This is a genomic window from Arthrobacter sp. 2MCAF14, from assembly GCF_052115645.1.
Classification (GTDB): domain Bacteria; phylum Actinomycetota; class Actinomycetes; order Actinomycetales; family Micrococcaceae; genus Arthrobacter.
Genome location: NZ_JBFRHB010000020.1, coordinates 37,156 through 55,320, shown reverse-complemented (window position 1 = coordinate 55,320; position 18,165 = coordinate 37,156). Strand labels below are relative to the sequence as shown.

Below are 18,165 nucleotides of genomic sequence, written 5' to 3'. Positions count from 1 at the left end.
CGGATCTCCGTGTGCCCGGAGGCCCGTCTACGTGTATTTCGGGGAAAACACGGAGGGCCTCCCGCGGCCGTTGGAACGGTCAGGAGCCGCTTGTGGCCGCGGCAAAGCTACCGTCGCGTCGAGGGTGCCTTGGCCGGCGAACCGACAATGAACGGCCGTGTGTTGACCGGTTCGGCGGGAAGGACAGCTGGCTTGACGTCAGCAATCGGCTCCGAAGGCTCAGACTGAGAGCCGGTTCCGAGCCCGCGAACCGTCCAGCCTTGCGCCTGCCATGCTCCAGCGTCCAGGACGTTCCGCGCATCCAGGACCATCCGGCGTCGTACGAGCGAGCCGACGGCGGTGGGTGAGAGGGCGCGGTATTCGTCCCATTCGGTGAGCAGCAGCACCAACTCAGCGCCTTCGAGCGCGCGCGTTGTGGACGCTTCGAAGCGGAGTTGGGGGTAGCGCATCCACGCATTGTTGATGGCCTTGGGATCGGTCACCGTAACGTGGGCGCCGGCCGCCGCCAGTTGGAGTGCAACGTCCAGGGCGGGGGAGTCACGGATGTCGTCGGTGTCCGGTTTGAAGGCCGCGCCCAGCACGGTGACGGTGCGGCCGGACAGGAAGCCTTTGCACATTTCACGGGCGACGTCCACGGCGCGGGCTCGCTGGCCCAGGTTGATGGAGTCGACCACCCCCATCCACTCATCAAGGGAAGGCACGGACAGTGCTTGTGCCTGTGCGCGGAACGAGCGGATGTCCTTCGGCAAGCAGCCGCCGCCGAAACCCAGGCCGGCGTGGAGGTACCGGTTGCCGATGCGCGGATCCAGGCCCATCGCCTCACTGAGCTCGGTGACGTCCGCCCCCGAGGCGTCGCAAAGTTCGGCGATGGCGTTGATGAAGCTGAGCTTCGTAGCGAGGTACGCGTTGGAGGCGGACTTGATGAGCTCGGCGGTGGCAAAGTTGCAGACCAGCCGCGGGATCCCGGCGGAAATCAGCGGTTCGTAGACGGCGTCGAGCGCAGCCGTGACCGGGGTGCCGGCGGCGGAGTCCTTGCCGCCCGGAACGCCGTACACCAAACGATCCGGTACCAGGGAGTCCTTCACTGCCGTGCCTTGGCGCAGGAATTCGGGGTTCCAGCCGAGCAGGATATCGGGCCTACGGGCAAGGATGCCGCGGAGCATGTCCACTGTTCCGACAGGAACGGTGGATTTGCCGACGACGGCGGCGCCCCTCGCCAGATGCGGGAGAATGCTCTTCGTGGCTGCGATCACGTAGGAGAGGTCCGCGGTATCCGAGGTCTTCGACTGCGGGGTGCCCACGCAGAGGAAGTGCGTCTGGGCATCGGCGGCATCGGCGAAATCGGTGGAGAACGTAAGCCGCTTAGTAGCGAAGCCGTCCCGGAGAAGTTCATCAAGGCCGGGTTCGTGGAAGGGCGCGAAACCCTTGTTCAGGTGGGCCACCTTCTGGGCGTCGACGTCGATGCCCACCACGGTGTGGCCCATCGACGCGAGCGTTGCGGCGTGCACTGCGCCAAGATAGCCGCAGCCTACAACGGAGATTTTCATGCTGGGAGTCCTTTGCTGGAAGTCACGGAAATGGTGGCAGGCTCGGCCGGCTGAAGCTCTGCCGCCTGAAACGCGGTTGCCTGAAACTCGGCCGCCTGAACCGGGTGGCTGGGAGTAGTGGCCGGCTCCACAAGCGCTTCACCGGAGATCACTGCCTCGTAATGCTCGACGAGTTGGGCGCTCAGCACCGGCCACGTCCGTCCTTGGACCGAAGCGAGTGCCGCCGTTCCGAACGCACGGCGCTTCGCGTCGTCGCCCACCAGGTCCTGCACGTAGCCGCGCAACTGTTCGAGGTCTCCCGGCTCGTAAAGCCAGCCGGTACGCGAGTTTTCCACGAGATCGAGGGGCCCGCCCCGGCCGGTGGCCACGACGGGAACACCGGACGCCATGGCCTCCTGGATCGTCTGGCAAAACGTTTCGAACTCGCCAGGATGAACGAAGAGGTCAAACCCCGCCACGACTTGGGCCAATTCGTCGCCTCCCAGGAACCCGGTGAAGACGGCGTTCGGCAATGCTGCTTCGAGGGCAGCGCGTTGTGGACCGTCGCCCACAATGACAAGCCTTGTTCCCGGCAGATCCGCCAACACGGCAAGGTCCTCCACCTGTTTCTCGATCGCGAGGCGGCCGACGTAGCCGATGATGCGCTCGCCGTGGGGCGCCACCGAGGCGCGCCACGCCGTCGAGCGCTTGGTGGGGGAGAACCGCGCGGTATCCACACCGCGCCGCCACATGCCCACCCTGAGGATCCCGCGGCCGCGCAACTGGTTGAGCGCGAACGTGGACGGGACCAGCGTCCGGTCTGCACGAAGATGAATGTTGTCTACCCGGTTCCATGCCCAGTTCTCCAGCATGGGGAGGCCATACCGGGCGGCGTAGCTGGGGACCTCGGTTTGATAGATGGCAACCGTGGGGATGCCGAGCTGGTGCGCAGCCTGCACAGCCCGCCATCCGAGGACGAAAGGGGATGCGAGGTGGACGACGTCCGGTGCGTAGTCGGCAAGGATTCTCTTGACCCGGCTCACACCGCCCAACGCCACCCGCACATTTGTGTATCCGGCCAAGGGCACGGAGGGGAGGCGATGGACAAAAGCGCCGTTCACGACGTCCGAGACAGCAGTGTCCGACGTCGATGGCGCAATCACCATCACTTCGTCGCCTCGCTCTTGCAGATGCTCCAGCACCCGCAGGATGGAGTGCGTGACCCCGTTCATGAGCGGCAGGAATGATTCGGCAACGATAGCGATCCTCACCCCTCCACGGTGTGCGCGGCGGTTGGCGAAGCGGGGGAATGGGCGTGACTGCGAGGGGAAGGTTTGGTTAACAAATTGATGTTGTTTCCCCGAGTGGAGGATCCGTAGGGACGGAAAATTCGCCACTCTAGGCAATTACGGAGCTGAAAGACGGGTAGAAGTCACTCTTATCCCCCAATATCGGCCCGATTTACGGTGACAACGGTAGTGAACCTCGTGGCCATGACTGGGGCTTGTCCCGGGCACCGGGGTATTTCGGTAAGCGGGCGATGACTGGGCGGCGCGCCCGCACATGCTGAACAGCGTTGGGTGATTCACCCTGCGCCGCCCGTATGTCCGGCCAGGCCGTTGTCTAGAATCGAGCCAGACCCTATGAAACTCTTCAACCGTACTGACCATTTTGACCAGCACCGGATGTTTAAGGGGACGATCCCCGGTAAATGGTTTACGTGGTTCTCCACCGTTGTAGTGGTATTTGCTTTCACCGGCGTCACCGCCGGCATCACTGCACCCGCGGCCCAAGCCGCTAATCCAACCGTCGTCACGTTGACCTTTGACGACGCAAATGCCGACCAACTCAACGCCGCGCAGACCATGCAGAGCCTGGGCCTGGTGGGTACTTTCTTCACGCCGTCCGGATTCATCAACAACCCCAATTACATGACGACGAGCGACATGCAGGGCCTCGTGGCGAACGGCAATGAGATTGCCGGCCACACTGTTACCCACCCGGACCTGACCACAGTGACGCTGGATGAGGCAACACGCCAGATTTGCAACGACAGGGTGAACCTCACAAACCTTGGATTCACGATCACGGACTTCGCGTATCCGTTCGCTGCCGAGAACGCATCCCTCGAAACCGTAGTCAAGAACTGTGGGTTCAATAGCGCCCGCAATCTTGGTGACATCAAGACGCGGTTCAGCTGCGCGGGGTGCCCGCTCGCGGAGACCATCCCCCCGGCCAACCCGTACAACACCGCGGCCCCGGATGAAGTCGACAACACTTGGACCCTGGCGGACCTCCAAAAGTCCGTCACTCAGGCGGAGCCGGCAGGCGGGTGGGTCCAGCTCACCTTCCACCACATTTCAGCTACCAGCACGGATCCGCTGAACATCACTCCGACCCTGTTCAACCAGTTCGCCACGTGGCTCAAGTCCCGGCCCGCAACCACCACGGTCAAGACGGTGGCCCAAGTGATTGGCGGAACCGTCAAGCCGCTTGTCTCGGGACCGCCGGCGCCACCGGAGGGTACCGGCAACCTGGTCAAGAACCCAAGCCTTGAAACCTTGGTCAACGGGGCTCCGCAGTGCTGGGCCGCAGCAGGCTATGGCACCAACACTTCAGCCTTCTCCACCGTCAAACCGGGACACACAGGGAAAGTCGCTGAACAGCTCGTGGTCACCAACTATGTCGACGGCGACGCTAAGTTACTGCCCACCCTTGACCTAGGCGGGTGCTCACCCACAGCCACACCCGGGAACTCCTATTCAATAGGTGCCTGGTATAAATCGACCACAAGCACCCAGTTCGAACTCTACTACCGGATCGGCGTGGGCTCGTGGAAGTACTGGACATCTAGCCCCTGGTTCTCAGCGGCCGCAACCTTTCAAAAGGCCACGTGGACAACGCCGCCACTGCCTGCTGGCGCGAGCGGCATAAGCTTCGGGCTGAACCTGTTCAGCAACGGCACGCTCACCACCGATGACTACGAGATGTTCGACGTCGGCAAACCGCCACCGCCACCGCCGCCACCACCAGCCGGCGGCAACCTGGTACAAAACCCCAGCCTTGAAACGGCCGGTACGGGCTCGTTCCCGCAGTGCTGGCAGGCCGGCGGATACGGCACGAACACCGCCACCTTCAGCACGGTTGCTACCGCGCACACCGGTACCAAAGCGGAGAAACTCACCATCACGGGATACTCCAGTGGTGACGCGAAACTGCTGCCCACAATGGACACCAGTACCTGTCCACCTGCGGCTGTCGCAGGACACACCTACTCGGTGCGTGTTTGGTACACCTCCACAGCCGTCACACAGTTCGCTTTGTATTACCGTGACGCCACGAACAACTGGGTGTACTGGACCTCAGGACCGTGGCTGAATACCGCCACTACCTATACACAGGCAAGCTTCACGACGCCGGCACTTCCCGCCGGGGCCACTGCCATCAGTTTCGGGTTGAGCTTGTTCAGCAACGGATCGGTCACCACCGACGACTACGCGATGTACGACAGTGTGGGAGCTCCGCCGCTGGGCTGAGCAACCGAGATTCACTGAGACAACTGAGGGCGGCTGCTTAGCCGCCCTCAGTTGTTTTATCTGGCAGCCTTCAGAACGTCCGGCAGCTCGTCAACGAATACGGTCCCGGGCGGCTCGTAGTAGATGACAAGCACCTCGTCACCCACGTTGAAAACACTGCTCTTGTCGAATGGATGCGCGTGGAATGCGCTTGTGCCACCGTGGAACGGCAGCATCACTTCCCCCACAGTGCCTGGCCCGATACGACCCGTGACCCTACCGATTTTGCCCGTCAGGCTCCGATCAACCTCTTTGTGCATCGGTGTCCCTACACATCAGGGGTTTTGGTGGGCCGCTTCGGCGGTTCCTTGCCGTTCTTGAGCGCTGCTGTGATCGAGGGCAGGTAGTTGCCCACCTGGGACAGGATCCCACCCACCATGCTGTTGAGCCCCTCGCCGCCGTTCAGGACCGTCAGGTTACCCACGTGGGCAAAGGGTTCAGCCGCGGCTGCGACGATCGCAGGCATGTTCTCCGCGAGCTGTTGGGAGATAACGGCCTCTTGGTTGGTTCCGAGAGCCTCGGCACGGGCCTTGATGCCGTCCGCTTCCGCCAAGGATTTGGCCTTGATGGCGGAAGCTGCAGCGTCACCCCGGGCCTTGGTGGCTGCCGCTTCGGCTTCGCCGGTGATCTTCGTAGCTCCCGCAATGGCGGCCGCCGCCGTGGCGTTGGCCTGGGCTTCGACTTCCACCTTGCGGGCGTTCGCCTGGGCCTCGAGTTCCGTTCGCCGTGCCCGCGCCTCGGAAGCGCTGATGTCGGCGGCCTTTTGAGCTTCCGCCTCGGTCCGCTGCGCGTACGCCTTGGCATCGGCAGGCTTTCGGATGGACGTCTGGAGCTTTTGCTCCTCACGGTCCGCCTCGAGCTTGGCCACCTCGGTTTCTTGAACCACCACTTGCTGGCGCGCCGTGGCGTCGGCCAGCGGTCCTGCCTGGGCGGCGTTGGCCCTAGCCGTTTCAGCATTGGCTTGTGCCGCTGACTGCTTGATCGCCGAGATGCTTTGGGCGTCCGCGATCTGGGCGGCGGCCTCGGCTTCCCGCTCCGCGGCCTCGCGGTTCCTGGTGGCTTCAGCGATGCGGGCCTCCATTTTGACCTGTGCAATGTGCGGTTTGGCCAGGTTTTGGATATAGCCCGTGGGGTCTTGGAGATCCTTGATCTGCAGGGAATCAACCACTAGGCCAAGCTTTTCCATCTCTATGCCGCTGGCGCTGCGGACCAACGACGCAAGTTTGTCGCGCTCACGGATGATCTCTTCCATGGTCATGCTGCCAATGATCGAGCGCAAATGCCCCTCAAAAACGTTGTAGACCTGGCTTTGCATTTTGGGCTGCTGGCCGAGAAACCTCCTCGCGGCATTCGCAATGAAAGGTGCGGCGTCACCGATTTTGTAAATAACCACGCCCTCCACGATCACCTGGATACCTTGCGAGGTCACGCAGTTGACCTGGAGTTCTGTTTCATTCAGCGTGAGGGACAAAGTCCTTACGGTTTGGAGCCCGGGGACCACCAAGGCGCCTTTCCCGGTGACGATTTTGAAATCCATTCCGTCCCTGGTGTCCAAACTTCCCCGAGTCAGACCGGAAATGATCAATGCCTCGTTTGGTTCAGCCACCTTCCACATCAATTTGATGAGAAGCCTAATGACCGCAACGGCGACAACTACCCCCAATACGGTGACAAGAAGGGGGAGATACGCAACGAGGTCGAACATGACTGTCCTTTCAACGGCAAGCACCCAAGTGGCTCGTGTAGTCAGTCTGCTTTGGTCTGCTCCAGGAGTCCAGCAATTTGGTTACCTACAATTGACACAACGGATGCCCCTAGGCGTGCGTTCCCGCGAGCGATTCAGTCCCCGCCCCTGAAGTGCCTTCCGCTGGGACAGCCGGGACGCCGTCGCCCTCTTGGCCGTAGAGCCAGTCGTTGTACTGGAAGTCGCCGTCCTGTCGGCTCTTGAACAGCAGGTTCCGCAAGATGCGCGCGACGCCGGAAACGTGCCACGACTCTCCCCAGACGCGCGCGGTGCGTTGGACACGGGCCGTGCGCGCTGCGCGGGCCGAGTTGAAGTCGCCGATGGCGCGGTCCCATGCACCGGCGTCCACGCCGTCGTCGGTAAACACGGAACCGACGGTGGAGTCCTGGAGGACGGCGGCGTCTTCAAGCGCCTGGCAGGCCCCCTGTGCCAAGTACTGGAGCATGGGGTGCGCGGCATCGCCCATCAGAACCAGGCGGCCGTCGGTCCAGTTCTCGATGGGATCGCGATCGTACATGGGCCAGCGGATGCCGGTCGCCAGGTTCCGGAGCGCCAGCTGTACTGCCGGAATGCAGTCCTTGTAAGCGGCCTCGAGTTCGTCGACGCCGCCGTACTGCTCCTCGCCGCGCTCGAACGACGGCGACTTGAAGACAGCCACCGTGTTGAGCAGTTCGCCTTTGCGCAGCGGGTATTGCACGAGGTGGCAGTCCGGTCCGAGGTAGACGACGACGTCCTCGAGATCGGTTGCCGGGGTCTCAGGCGTGATAGGCACCGTTCCGCGGTAGGCGACGTACGACGACGACACCGGCCCGTCCTGCGCGACGGCGGCGCGGAGCGTGGACTTGAGGCCGTCCGCGCCGATCACGACGTCGGCCTCGTAAACGTCGGCGCTCGCGGTGTGCGCCACGCCGCGGTGGTTCACGGTCTCGACTCTCTCGACGACGACGTCGTTCACCAAGCGGACACCGGCATCCTGGCAGGCCTCCAACAGGATCCGGTGCAGGTCGCTGCGGTGGATCACCACGTACGGGGCGCCGTAGCGCTCTTCGAACTCGCCGCCGAGGGTCTGACGCGTGAGTTCCTCACCGGTCAGGGCGTCGCGGAACACCAAGTGCTTGGGCCGGACGCCGATTTCCAACGCCTTCTCGAGGAGGCCCCAGCGCTTCAGGACGCGGGAGGCATTGGGGGCCATCTGCAGTCCAGCCCCGACCTCGCCGAATTCGGGGGCCCGCTCAACCAACGTCACCTCGGCGCCGTTTGCGCGGAGGGCCAGGGCGCCGGCAAGGCCAGCCATCCCTCCGCCGACGACGAGGACTTCAGTGGACGGTTTGCGGTCAAACATTGCGGGCTCCTACAGAGGTGGTGTTCTTGGATTGGATTTCGGGGGTCTTGATCTTGGCCGTTTTGATCTTCGCGCCGATCGCGCCGAGCAGAATGGCCGCGACGGCGGCGGCCCCGGCGAATGCGAGGAAGTTCGAGTTGACGCCGAGCCCGGCCGCGAGCAGCAGTCCGCCTACCTGGGGTGCGGCGACTGCGCCAATGCGGCCGACTCCGAGGGCCCAGCCGAGCGCCGTGCCCCGCAGATGCGCCGGGTAATGGCTGGCAACTGCCGCGATGATGAGGCATTGGGTTCCGTGGGTGCCCACCCCGGCCAGCACCAACATGACGTAGACAAGCCCCACGGGCGGCCCCGCCACCAGTACGGCCAGCGCGACGGCGGCGACGGCGGCTGCCGCGATCGCCGTCGGGATCGGGCCGAAGCGGGTTCCCGCCCAAGCGGTGGCCACCGAGCCGACGACGGCACCGAGGTTGAGTGCCAGCGCGAACGTCAGGGCTGATCCGAGGTTGTAGCCAGCCAGTTGCATCAGGTTCGGCAGCCAGGTGCCCAGGCCGTACCAGGCAAAGAGCGTTACGAGGGTGGAGATCGCGAACAGGAGACTCATGCCGAGGTACGGTGCCCGGAGCAGGGACTTGAAGCCCACTGCTTGCTTCGCATCTTTTGCGGCCGGGAGAGTTTCCGGGAGCGTCTCCGGGAGTGTTTCGGGGAGGAAGCGCATGCCCATGGGAACCACCACGAGCAGGGCCACTGCGGCCACCAAGAACATGACTGGCCAGCCGAATGCGGGAATCAGCGGAATGCCTGCCAACGCGGCAATCGAGCCGCCGATCGGAACTCCGGACATCATCAGCGTGGCGATGGTGGACCGCCATTTGGCGGGGACCAGTTCCGCGACCAAGGCATTTGCCGAGGGGACAAGCCCGCCCAGGCCGATGCCGGCCAGTAAGCGCAAACCCCCGAAGACGAAGGCGTTCGGTGCGAAGGCGCACAGGATGGTGAAGAGCGAAAACAGTGCGGCGCACGCGATGATGGTCCGTCGGCGGCCCCAACTGTCGGACATCCGGCCGGCGAAGATGGCTCCGATCATCATTCCCAGGAACGCCATGGAACCGACCGTGCCGGCCGTGGCCTTGGTGAGGCCCCAGCCTGTGTCGGTGATGAGGGACGACTGCACCGTGCCGTAGACGATGAGGTCATAGCCGTCGAAAACCACCAGCAACCAGCAGACCAGCACAGCGGCGGCGAAACGCTTGGAGAACCGTGTGGAGGCCTTGGGGAGGTGGGGAACGCCGTGTTGGGTCCGCTCCGGCGCTGCAGCGGATGGTGTGTGATTCATCCCACCACTGTGTAGCCGTTGTTTGCGTAGCCCAATAGAATTCTGTGGTGCAGAATCTCCCAGCCCGCAAGAAACCGGCCTACTCCATTGAGGCCGTGGACAATGCCCTACACCTCCTTCAGCTCCTGCGCGACGGCGGCAGCCTACGGCTCAAGGACGCCGCCGCGGAGCTGGGAGTTGCCCCTTCCACAGCCCACCGGCTGTTGGCCATGCTGGTCTACCGGGGGTTCGCGGTCCAGGACGAGACCCGCCGCTACGTGCCTGGGCCGGCCATGGGGGTTGGCCCGGCGGGACTCAGTTGGAGCCGTTTGCTGCGTACGGTGGCGCAGCCGCACATGGAACTCCTGAGTGGTCGGATTAACGAGACCGTCAATCTCATGGTTCGGGTGGGCACCAAAGTGAGGTTCCTGGCCACGGTGGAGGGGACCAACGCCTTGCGGGTAGGCGACCGGCAGGGGACCGTCCTGCCCGCGAACAAGGCCTCGGGAGGCAAGGCGCTGCTGGCCGAGCTGGAGCCCGCCATGATTGAGCAGTTGTTCCGCAGCCACAATGCGGAGATCGGCGGGGACAACATTCCCGACGCCGAATATCCGGGCTTCCTCCGCGAGCTCGAGACGATCCGGAGCAACGGATTCGCCGCGAATTTCGAAGGCACCGAGGAAGGGATCAGCGCCCTGGGGGTTGCCCTTCACAACGGACGGGGCGTTGCGGTGGGTGCCTTGAGCGTCGCGACTCCTGTGGCAAGGTTCCGCAGGCTCTTCGACAGCGGACTCGTGGGCATCATGCGGGAAACCCAGCGCCAATTGGAGATCGATATCGCAGCCAATCCGGCCGAGTCCCAGCCTTAACCCACCCAACTGACTCGCAGTTGTTGTCGTTTTGAGCGCCCATAACGACATCCACTGCTTGGGCCCACGCCGCCAGGGTTCCCTGGCCGAGCTTGCGAGGCGAGGGTGGCGGTGGGGACAGTTGGGCGAGCAGATTCTGGCTAGCAGAATATGCTGGAGATCACTTGAGGACCTCCCTAGGGTCTGGAGTACGCCAAAACTTTCCCGTACCCCTCGAGGAGGCCCCTGTGTCCATCAGCGCCGAGAGCACGACACATGAATCAGTTGCCGCAGCGCACGCGATTCCGGAACCGACCCCCGAGGAGGCGGCGCAGCTGGAGCAGCTGTATGAGGATTTCGAGGCCGGGAACCTGATCCCGCTCTGGACCGAGATCGCGGACCTGATGCCGATGGTGCCGTCCCCGAAAGCCGTGCCCCATGTGTGGCGCTGGAACGAGCTCTATCCGTTGGCCGCCCGTGCCGGGGACCTCGTGCCCGTGGGCCGTGGCGGAGAACGCCGTGCCATCGCTTTGGCCAACCCGGGCCTTGCCGGCACGCCGTATGCGACGCCGACGTTGTGGGCGGCCATCCAGTATCTGGGCGCGCATGAAACAGCCCCGGAGCACCGCCACTCGCAGAACGCCTTCCGTTTCGTCGTCGAGGGCGAAGGCGTCTGGACTGTTGTCAATGGGGACCCGGTGGCGATGCGCCGCGGCGATTTCCTGCTGACTCCGGGATGGAACTTCCACGGCCACCACAACGACACGGACCAGCCGATGGCGTGGATCGACGGACTGGACATCCCGTTCGTGCACTACGCGGACGCCGGGTTCTTCGAATTCGGCACCGAACGCGTCACCGACGAGGCCACCCCTGACGTTTCGCGCTCCGAGCGGCTCTGGGCCCACCCGGGCCTCCGTCCGCTGTCCGGGCTGGATGACACCACCAACTCACCCATCGCGGCCTACCGCTGGGAGCACACCGACGCCGCCCTGCGCGAGCAGTTGCTCCTCGAAGATGAAGGCCACCCCGCCACGGTGTCCCAGGGCCACGCCGCCGTGCGCTACACCAACCCGACCACCGGAGGGGACGTCATGCCGACTATCCGCGCGGAATTCCACCGCCTGCGGGCCGGCGCTTCCACCGAGGCCTTGCGCGAAGTCGGCTCCAGCGTCTGGCAGGTCTTCGAAGGCCGCGGCACCGTGGTACTGAACGGGGAGTCCAAGGTCCTGGAGAAGGGCGACCTGTTCGTGGTCCCGTCCTGGGCTCTGTGGTTCCTCGAAGCCGAGAGCGAGTTCGATCTGTTCCGCTTCAGCGATGCCCCCATTTTTGAACGACTGAATTTCAACCGCACGTACATCGAAGGACGCAACAAATGAGACTCCTCACCCTCCGCACCGGCGCCGGCAAAGGTACCGTGGCCGTCCGCCAGGACGGCGACACCCTGACAGGGATCGACGGGTTCTCCGACGTGGGCGCCCTCCTGCAGGACCCCGCCTGGGCGGCCATCGCGGAGGCGGCCAACGGCACAACGCACGCGTACGACGGCGCCGACCTCGCCGCCGTCGTGCCCTCACCGGGGAAAATCATCTGCGTCGGGCACAACTACCGCAACCACATCAAAGAGATGGGCCGGGACATCCCCGAGTACCCCACCTTGTTCGCGACGTACCAGGAATCGCTGATTGGTCCCAACGACGATCTGGCGTTGCCGCAGGAATCGGACTCGGTTGACTGGGAGGCCGAGCTCGCCGTCGTGATCGGAAAGAAGGGGCGCCGCATCAGCGAAGCCGACGCGGCTGATCACATCGCCGGGTACTCGGTGCTGAACGACATCAGCATGCGCGACTACCAGTTCCGTACCGTCCAGTGGCTGCAGGGAAAGACCTGGGAGAAGTCCACGCCGTTCGGGCCGGCCCTTGTCACCAAGGACGAGTTCAAGGCCGGGCCGCTGATGACCTCCGCGGTGGACGGCGAGATCCAGCAGAGCACCCCCACCGGGGACCTCGTGTTCACCCCGGAATTCCTCGTGTCCTACATCTCGACCATCATCACGCTGAACCCTGGGGACGTCATCGCGACCGGCACGCCCGGCGGTGTGGGCCATGCCCAGGACCCGAAGCGTTACCTGCAGGAAGGCCAGCTCCTGGTCACCACCATCGAGGGCCTGGGCCAGCTGAACAACCGCGTGGTCAAGGAAGCCTGATGGTCGCCCGCCAGGACCTCACCACCGATCCGGGCCTGCAGGAACAGCTCCTGCAGGCGCGGCGGGGGACCGCATTCTTCGCCCGCAAGCTCAACGAACTCTCCGACGCCGAGCTCGACGGCGATTCGCTGCTTCCCGGCTGGAGCCGCCGTCACGTTGTTGCACACGTCGGCTATAACGCCCGGGCCATCGCCCGCTTAGTGGAGTGGGCCTCGTCCGGCGTGGAGACTCCGATGTATCCCTCTGTTGCCGCGCGGGATGAGGAGATCAACTTCGGTGCCACCCTGTCTCCCATCGCGTTGCGGAACCTCTTCGATCATTCGGCCGTGCACTTGAGCGTGGAATGGCGGGATCTTCCCGAGGACGCCTGGCACCACACGGTGCGCACGGCGCAGGGCCGCACCGTCCCGGCGTCGGAAACGGTTTGGATGCGCACCCGCGAAGTCTGGGTGCACGCCGTCGACCTCGACAACGGGGCATCCTTCGGCGACATCCCGGCCCCGGTCCTGGAGCGGCTGCTGCGCGACATCACCTCCGCTTGGGCAACCCGGGGCACCGATGACGGGTTGTTGGTCAGAGTCGCCCGCACAGACCTCACGTTCGGCGATCCGGACGCCGCCGTCGTGATCACCGGGCCTCTTGCCGGCGTCGTGCAATGGGCCACCGGGCGCGGGACCGGCGGGGTGGCTGGGGGTGCTGGGCCGGTGCCGGCGGCACCCAAGTGGATCTGACGGCGTCGGGCACAAAGAAGGTTGGCACAGCCCCCGGCTTCTTCACCGCAGGAACTGCACCAACCGCTTGTATGACTATTCAGATTTGGCTGTAGATCCTACCCATTGGCGGCTCCTGTAATCCCGGGCTAACTCAATCCGGGCTCGTGAATAGGTCTATTTTGCGTCGTCAGCCAGATGCCGTGAAAACATCCAGCCTGCGGCGACCATCAGGATGCCCAAGACGATGAACGTCCAGTTGTCGAGCGTGTTCAGCGACAGGAAGTTGGCCGCCGAATCAACCCCGACACTCAGTCCGTACACACTGAGCACGATGTACAAGGCACCGAAGCTCATCAGGATATTGCGTGCGCTATGGCCGCCCGAGCGGGACATCGCCCAGCTGGTTCCGCCGATCAGCAGCTGCACAATGTTGAGCAGCAGCGACACTTGGAACGCACCCAGGAGCATTGCGTGCGAATTTGGCCCGAAGAACTGCAATTCCCCGTACCGCATGGTGATGCCCGGAATGAATCCGAGAAGGCCCACCAGCGCCATCAGAATACCTACACCCATGCCGATGTTCTGGATGTCCGTGCGTCCAAAGTGAACACCATGTGCATGTGGGGTTGCGGTAGTCATTTATGCCCTCCATCCACCTTTGCGAACAATCCAATTTTACGTCTGGCATATGCAAAAAGCGCTGGAGCGGCGGCCCCCCGGCGCGGCCCCCCGGCGCGGCCCCCCCGGACGCTCGCTCACATATGCGCGGTTTTCCTCGGACGCTCGCTCACATATATGGCATTTTCCCCGGACGCTCGCTCACAAGAACGACGGCGGCGCGACGGGAGTGAGCGAGCGTATGGTGATCGCGCCCTATACGTGAGCGAGCGTTGGCCAGAAGGGGGCTATAAGTGAGCGGGCGTTGGAGGATTTGCGGGCCATGCGGGCGCCTGCCGGGGGAGCGGGGCACTCCGTGGCACGATAGAACACGATGAAACTGCGCGCTGATCAGACCGGTAACCATGGCCTGCCCATGCCTTTGTGGCTGCAGGGTGCCCTTGAGTCGGCCCAGGCCGCCATCATCTCGGCGCTCGTGGTGGTCCTGCCGCTGATCGGAGTCTGGGCAACTGACGGATTCCAGAACCACACCATCGATTTCCTGGCACGCTTGGCTGGCCAAACCTGGCTCCTGGTCCACGGCGTGCCGCTGCAGCTTGCCACCGTCAACCTGGGAACCGCAGGTCTACCGGGGTCCGGGATGCTGTCCCTTATCCCGCTCGGACTGACTTTGGTCCCCTTCCTCCTGGCATGGCGCGCGGGCCGCCGGCTGGCCAGGGCTTCCTACACGGACCAGCTGTGGCAGGCCTTCTTCGGAGCGTTGCTCGTCTACGGCGCATTCGGCGCGGCGACCGGATTCGTCTGTCGCACGCAGGATGTCGTCATCAATATCTGGTTCGCTGCATTAATTCCCCTCATCCCGTTCGGCCTCGGCATGGTGGTGGGCGCCCGACGGGAGTCCGGCTCCTGGAGCAGGCTCATTGGCGTCGACGCCGTCGATTGGCTCGCACGCACAAGCCAACATTCCCGTTGGGCCGGGTCCTACTTCGGCTCCGCCATCAAGGCCGGATTCGTGGCAATCATGGCGGCCATGACACTCTCAGCGACGCTTCTCGCCGTCGACCTTGTCATGCACTGGACGGACATCATCGCTGTTTACGAAGGCCTGAAAGCCGGGGCCCTCGGCGGTGGCGTCCTCACCATCGCCCAGCTCGGCTATCTGCCCAATCTGGCAGTTTTCACTTTGGCTTGGTCCTCCGGCGCCGGCTTCTCGCTCGGTGTCGGCTCGCACGTCGGGCCGCTGGGCACCGCCGTCGGGCCGCTGCCCGCGATTCCTGTGTTCGGCGCACTGCCCACCGGGCAGCTCGACTTCGGCGCCGCTGCCCTTGCCCTTCCGGTGGTCGCCGGTCTGTTGGCAGGCTGGTGGTTCCTGCGTGCGGGGGAGAACCACTTCGACGAATGGCTTTCCATCAAGATCAAGGCGCGCTGGTTCACGGCTCCTGTTTCCACGTTGATCCTCGGCGCGCTCATCGGGGCCGTCGCAGGGGCTTTGGCTGGAGGCCTCGCCTGGCTCGCGCGTGGTTCCGCCGGAATCGGGCGTCTCACCGAGATCGGCCCGGACCCGCGGTGGACGGCAGTCTGGATCGCCGCGGAGGTGGGGATCGGCGTCGTAATCGGTTACTGGGTGGGGCCCTGGCTCGAGAGGCGGCAGAAGCTCCGCGAAGCGGATCTCGACGATGCCGTGTACGACGGCGACCGCCGCTAAGGTGCCCGCCTCACCTGGCTTGCGCCCCGGCTAGCGCAATCCGGAGGGAATGGACTTCTGGAAATCCACCTGGCACGAGTTCTGGGCGTGGAGCGTCAGGGCGCTTCGTGCGCAGTTCTCCAAGGTGGTGATCTGCTGGAAGAAGACGACCGCGGTGAGCACCAGCAGGCACATGACGGCCGTGACCACGAGCCCGGAAATCGTGCCAAACAAGACGATGCGTGGCTGCTTGAACCGGATGGTCCGCACGAGGACCACCACTCCAAGTACCCCCGCGATGACGGTGAGGATGCCACTGAGCCAGACGTAGCTGATGTTCAGGATGTAGACGAAGATGGCGCCAAGCACGGTCAGCAGGAATGTCCTGAATAGCGTTTGGGTAACGGCAAGCGCTGATTTGGCAGCCTCGCTCTGTGGCTGATGCTGCGGGGTGGGTCCAACGCCGGAATTCATGTTTTCCAGCCTACGCGAGCCAGCCATAAGCTAGTGCAATGCGCATTGTTGTCCTCGTCTCCGGAACCGGTTCCAACCTCCAAGCAGTCATCGACGCCGTGAAGGCGGGCGAGCTGGACGTTGAGATTGCAGCCGTGGGAGCCGACCGGCCGGGTACCTACGGAGTGGAACGCTCTGCCGAAGCCGGACTGGACACCTTTGTGGTGGACTTCAAGGACTACGCGGACCGGGCCGATTGGAACTCCGCACTTACCAAAGCCGTTGCCTCCTACGATCCGGAGGTCGTGGTTTCCTCCGGGTTCATGCGGATTGTCAGCCCGGAATTCATCGACGCCTTCGGCGGCAAATACCTCAACACGCACCCCGCACTGCTGCCCGCTTTCCCGGGTGCCCACGGAGTCCGCGATGCCATGGCCTATGGCGTGAAAGTGACTGGCTGCACCGTCCACTGGGCCGACGCCGGCGTCGACACCGGTCCTATCATCGCCCAGGAGGCAGTCGAAATCGCCCCGGACGACACTGAAGACACCCTGCACGAACGCATCAAGGTGGTGGAGCGCAGGCTCCTGGTCCGGACCCTCGCAGAGCTCGCTGCGGGAAAACACGCCTGAGTCCTCCTTCGGCCCAGACCGATCCCCACCGCCACCCTCGCCTCGCAAGCTCGGCCAGGGAACCCTGGCGGCGTGGGCCCACGCATTTGTTGTCGTTATGACGGCTCAAAACGACATCTAATGCGAGCTAGTTGGGGACGCGGGGGGATGCTCAGTCGAGGTCGAGCTGCTTGGTCTCCGGGGCAAACAACGCCATCCACACCACAGACAGCACAATGAGCCCGCCGGCCAAGGCGAAGGACGTGGCCAAGCCGAACTCGGGCCAGAAATACGAGGCGAACACGAGGGGCCCGATGCCGGCACCAACCCGGGAGAACGTCGACGCCCAGCCGAAGCCGGAGCCCCGGAGCTCGGTGGGGTAGAGCTCCGACACATAGGTGTAGAGCACCGGGATCGCCACCTGGATAACGAAGCCGAACGCCAGGAGCCAGAACACTGCCGCGTCAGGAATGCCGACCACCAAGGACACGATCACGAGGGTCAACGCGGACAGCGGCCCGGTGATGGCCAGGATCCATTTGCGGCCCACCCGCTCCACCAGCACTGCGGCGACCGCCACGCCCAGGAGCCCGACGCCGGCCATCCCGGCTGTCGTCACGAAGGCCTTGTACTCCTCGAATCCGGCGCCGATCAGAATCCGCGGCATCCACGTCAAGCTCAAGTAGTAGACCAGAAGGATGCTGAAAAACAGGGCCCAGGCCGCCGTCGTGATCTTCCAGTTGAACTGCCAGACCCGCCGTAGCTGCTGCCACGCGCTGCCGGCGGAGAGACGTGGCGCGTCTTGCGGCGCGGGCAGGCTGTAGGCGCGTTGCTCGGCTCCCGTAGCCAGGACCAGACCGTCGATGACGTCGGCGGCCTCTTGGCGTCTGCCCCTGCGGATGAGGAATAGGGGGGATTCGGGCACGCTCCGCCTGATCCAGAACAGCAGCAGGGCCGGCAACACCATGACGAGCATGGTCAGGCGCCAATCGGCGAATGCCGCAACGAGTCCGGCCGAAATGAAGCCGCACAGAGCTGCGCCCACGGGCCACCAACCATCCATTGCGGTCAGCACCTTGCCGCGTTGCTTCCGTGGGGTGAATTCACCTACCAGGGCGTAATCCACTGGAAAGCAGCCGCCCAGCCCGAAGCCGGCCATGAAGCGGAAGACGCAGAACCAGACGAAGTCCGGCGCGAAAGCTCCCAGGACCGTGAAGGTGGAGAAGATCAGCAGGGTGGCGGTGAAGGCCTGCTTCCTGCCGATGGTGTCCGCGATGGTGCCCCAAGCGAAGGCGCCCAAGGCCATGCCGATCAGGTTGGCGGTGCCGATCCATCCGGCGTCGGCGGGCTGGAGGGACCAATGCTTGGAAAGCAGAGGGATGAGGATCCCGTTGAGGGTGACGTCCCAGGCATCGAACATGAAGCCGAGGCCGCCGATCAGGAAAATCCTGCCCTGGACCTTCCACCGCCACGGCAGCTCCTGGACAACCTGCTCGCCGCTCGGGACGGTTGTGTAAGTATTCATTTCCCCTC

At 64.1% G+C, this 18,165-nt stretch carries 16 protein-coding genes; 7 read left to right on the top strand and 9 right to left on the bottom strand.

The genetic code is table 11. The features are described from left to right. Window positions 1–107 precede the first annotated feature (107 nt). Together AB4074_RS14490 and AB4074_RS14485 are read right to left on the bottom strand one after the other, a co-directional pair. On the bottom strand, window positions 108–1,547 hold the full coding sequence (locus AB4074_RS14490) for a UDP-glucose dehydrogenase family protein (protein ID WP_441413997.1): 1,440 nt from the start codon (window positions 1,545–1,547) through the stop codon (window positions 108–110). Further along, window positions 1,544–2,797, bottom strand: a complete 1,254-nt coding sequence (locus AB4074_RS14485) for a glycosyltransferase family 4 protein (protein ID WP_441413996.1) — start codon at window positions 2,795–2,797, stop codon at window positions 1,544–1,546. Before AB4074_RS14485 ends, AB4074_RS14490 begins: the two co-directional genes overlap by 4 nt. Window positions 2,798–3,169: 372 nt before the next feature. Between AB4074_RS14485 and AB4074_RS14480 the strand changes: the two genes are divergently transcribed. Continuing rightward, window positions 3,170–5,062 carry a polysaccharide deacetylase family protein gene (locus AB4074_RS14480; RefSeq protein WP_441413995.1) on the top strand — a complete coding sequence of 631 codons (1,893 nt, stop codon included), beginning with the start codon at window positions 3,170–3,172 and terminating at the stop codon, window positions 5,060–5,062. A gap of 56 nt (window positions 5,063–5,118) precedes the next feature. On the opposite strand, the gene AB4074_RS14475 is transcribed toward AB4074_RS14480, so the two are convergent. From AB4074_RS14475 to AB4074_RS14460, 4 genes are all read right to left on the bottom strand, one after another. Then, window positions 5,119–5,361, bottom strand: a complete 243-nt coding sequence (locus AB4074_RS14475; protein WP_284991741.1) for a hypothetical protein — start codon at window positions 5,359–5,361, stop codon at window positions 5,119–5,121. A gap of 8 nt (window positions 5,362–5,369) precedes the next feature. After that, on the bottom strand, window positions 5,370–6,806 hold the full coding sequence (locus AB4074_RS14470; RefSeq protein ID WP_441413994.1) for a flotillin family protein: 1,437 nt from the start codon (window positions 6,804–6,806) through the stop codon (window positions 5,370–5,372). A gap of 109 nt (window positions 6,807–6,915) precedes the next feature. Beyond that, entirely contained in the window at window positions 6,916–8,187 is a 1,272-nt protein-coding gene (locus tag AB4074_RS14465; protein ID WP_441413993.1) for an FAD-dependent oxidoreductase, read from the bottom strand. After that, window positions 8,180–9,520 carry an MFS transporter gene (locus AB4074_RS14460; RefSeq protein WP_441413992.1) on the bottom strand — a complete coding sequence of 447 codons (1,341 nt, stop codon included), beginning with the start codon at window positions 9,518–9,520 and terminating at the stop codon, window positions 8,180–8,182. Before AB4074_RS14460 ends, AB4074_RS14465 begins: the two co-directional genes overlap by 8 nt. Before the next feature lie 47 nt (window positions 9,521–9,567). On the opposite strand from AB4074_RS14460, the gene AB4074_RS14455 reads away from it, so the two are divergent. From AB4074_RS14455 to AB4074_RS14440, 4 genes are all read left to right on the top strand, one after another. Continuing rightward, on the top strand, window positions 9,568–10,368 hold the full coding sequence (locus AB4074_RS14455) for an IclR family transcriptional regulator (RefSeq protein ID WP_441413991.1): 801 nt from the start codon (window positions 9,568–9,570) through the stop codon (window positions 10,366–10,368). A 227-nt stretch (window positions 10,369–10,595) separates the two neighbouring features. Continuing rightward, the gene (locus AB4074_RS14450; RefSeq protein ID WP_441413990.1) at window positions 10,596–11,726 is read left to right on the top strand and encodes a cupin domain-containing protein; all 1,131 of its coding nucleotides are present in this window, start codon (window positions 10,596–10,598) and stop codon (window positions 11,724–11,726) included. Further along, on the top strand, window positions 11,723–12,553 hold the full coding sequence (locus tag AB4074_RS14445) for a fumarylacetoacetate hydrolase family protein (RefSeq protein ID WP_441413989.1): 831 nt from the start codon (window positions 11,723–11,725) through the stop codon (window positions 12,551–12,553). The genes AB4074_RS14450 and AB4074_RS14445 overlap by 4 nt, the downstream gene beginning before the upstream one ends. Further along, window positions 12,553–13,284, top strand: coding sequence for a maleylpyruvate isomerase family mycothiol-dependent enzyme (locus AB4074_RS14440; protein ID WP_441413988.1), 732 nt, complete (start codon window positions 12,553–12,555; stop codon window positions 13,282–13,284). Before AB4074_RS14445 ends, AB4074_RS14440 begins: the two co-directional genes overlap by 1 nt. Before the next feature lie 156 nt (window positions 13,285–13,440). Here the strand turns inward: AB4074_RS14440 and AB4074_RS14435 are convergent, their stop codons facing one another. Then, window positions 13,441–13,905, bottom strand: coding sequence for a DUF4383 domain-containing protein (locus AB4074_RS14435; RefSeq protein ID WP_345450010.1), 465 nt, complete (start codon window positions 13,903–13,905; stop codon window positions 13,441–13,443). A 352-nt stretch (window positions 13,906–14,257) separates the two neighbouring features. Here AB4074_RS14435 and AB4074_RS14430 point away from each other — a divergent pair, with 352 nt between their 5' ends. Continuing rightward, window positions 14,258–15,589 (top strand): cell division protein PerM, encoded by a 1,332-nt coding sequence (locus AB4074_RS14430; RefSeq protein ID WP_441413987.1) that lies wholly within the window; start codon window positions 14,258–14,260, stop codon window positions 15,587–15,589. Window positions 15,590–15,619: 30 nt separating this feature from the next. Here the strand turns inward: AB4074_RS14430 and AB4074_RS14425 are convergent, their stop codons facing one another. Then, a complete protein-coding gene (locus AB4074_RS14425) occupies window positions 15,620–16,042 on the bottom strand; it encodes a hypothetical protein (RefSeq protein WP_437772821.1) in 423 nt (140 codons plus the stop codon). A 38-nt stretch (window positions 16,043–16,080) separates the two neighbouring features. On the opposite strand from AB4074_RS14425, the gene purN reads away from it, so the two are divergent. Further along, window positions 16,081–16,653 (top strand): phosphoribosylglycinamide formyltransferase, encoded by a 573-nt coding sequence (purN, locus tag AB4074_RS14420; protein WP_441413986.1) that lies wholly within the window; start codon window positions 16,081–16,083, stop codon window positions 16,651–16,653. Window positions 16,654–16,804: 151 nt separating this feature from the next. Here the strand turns inward: purN and AB4074_RS14415 are convergent, their stop codons facing one another. Next, a complete protein-coding gene (locus AB4074_RS14415; protein ID WP_441413985.1) occupies window positions 16,805–18,157 on the bottom strand; it encodes an MFS transporter in 1,353 nt (450 codons plus the stop codon). Window positions 18,158–18,165 lie beyond the last annotated feature (8 nt).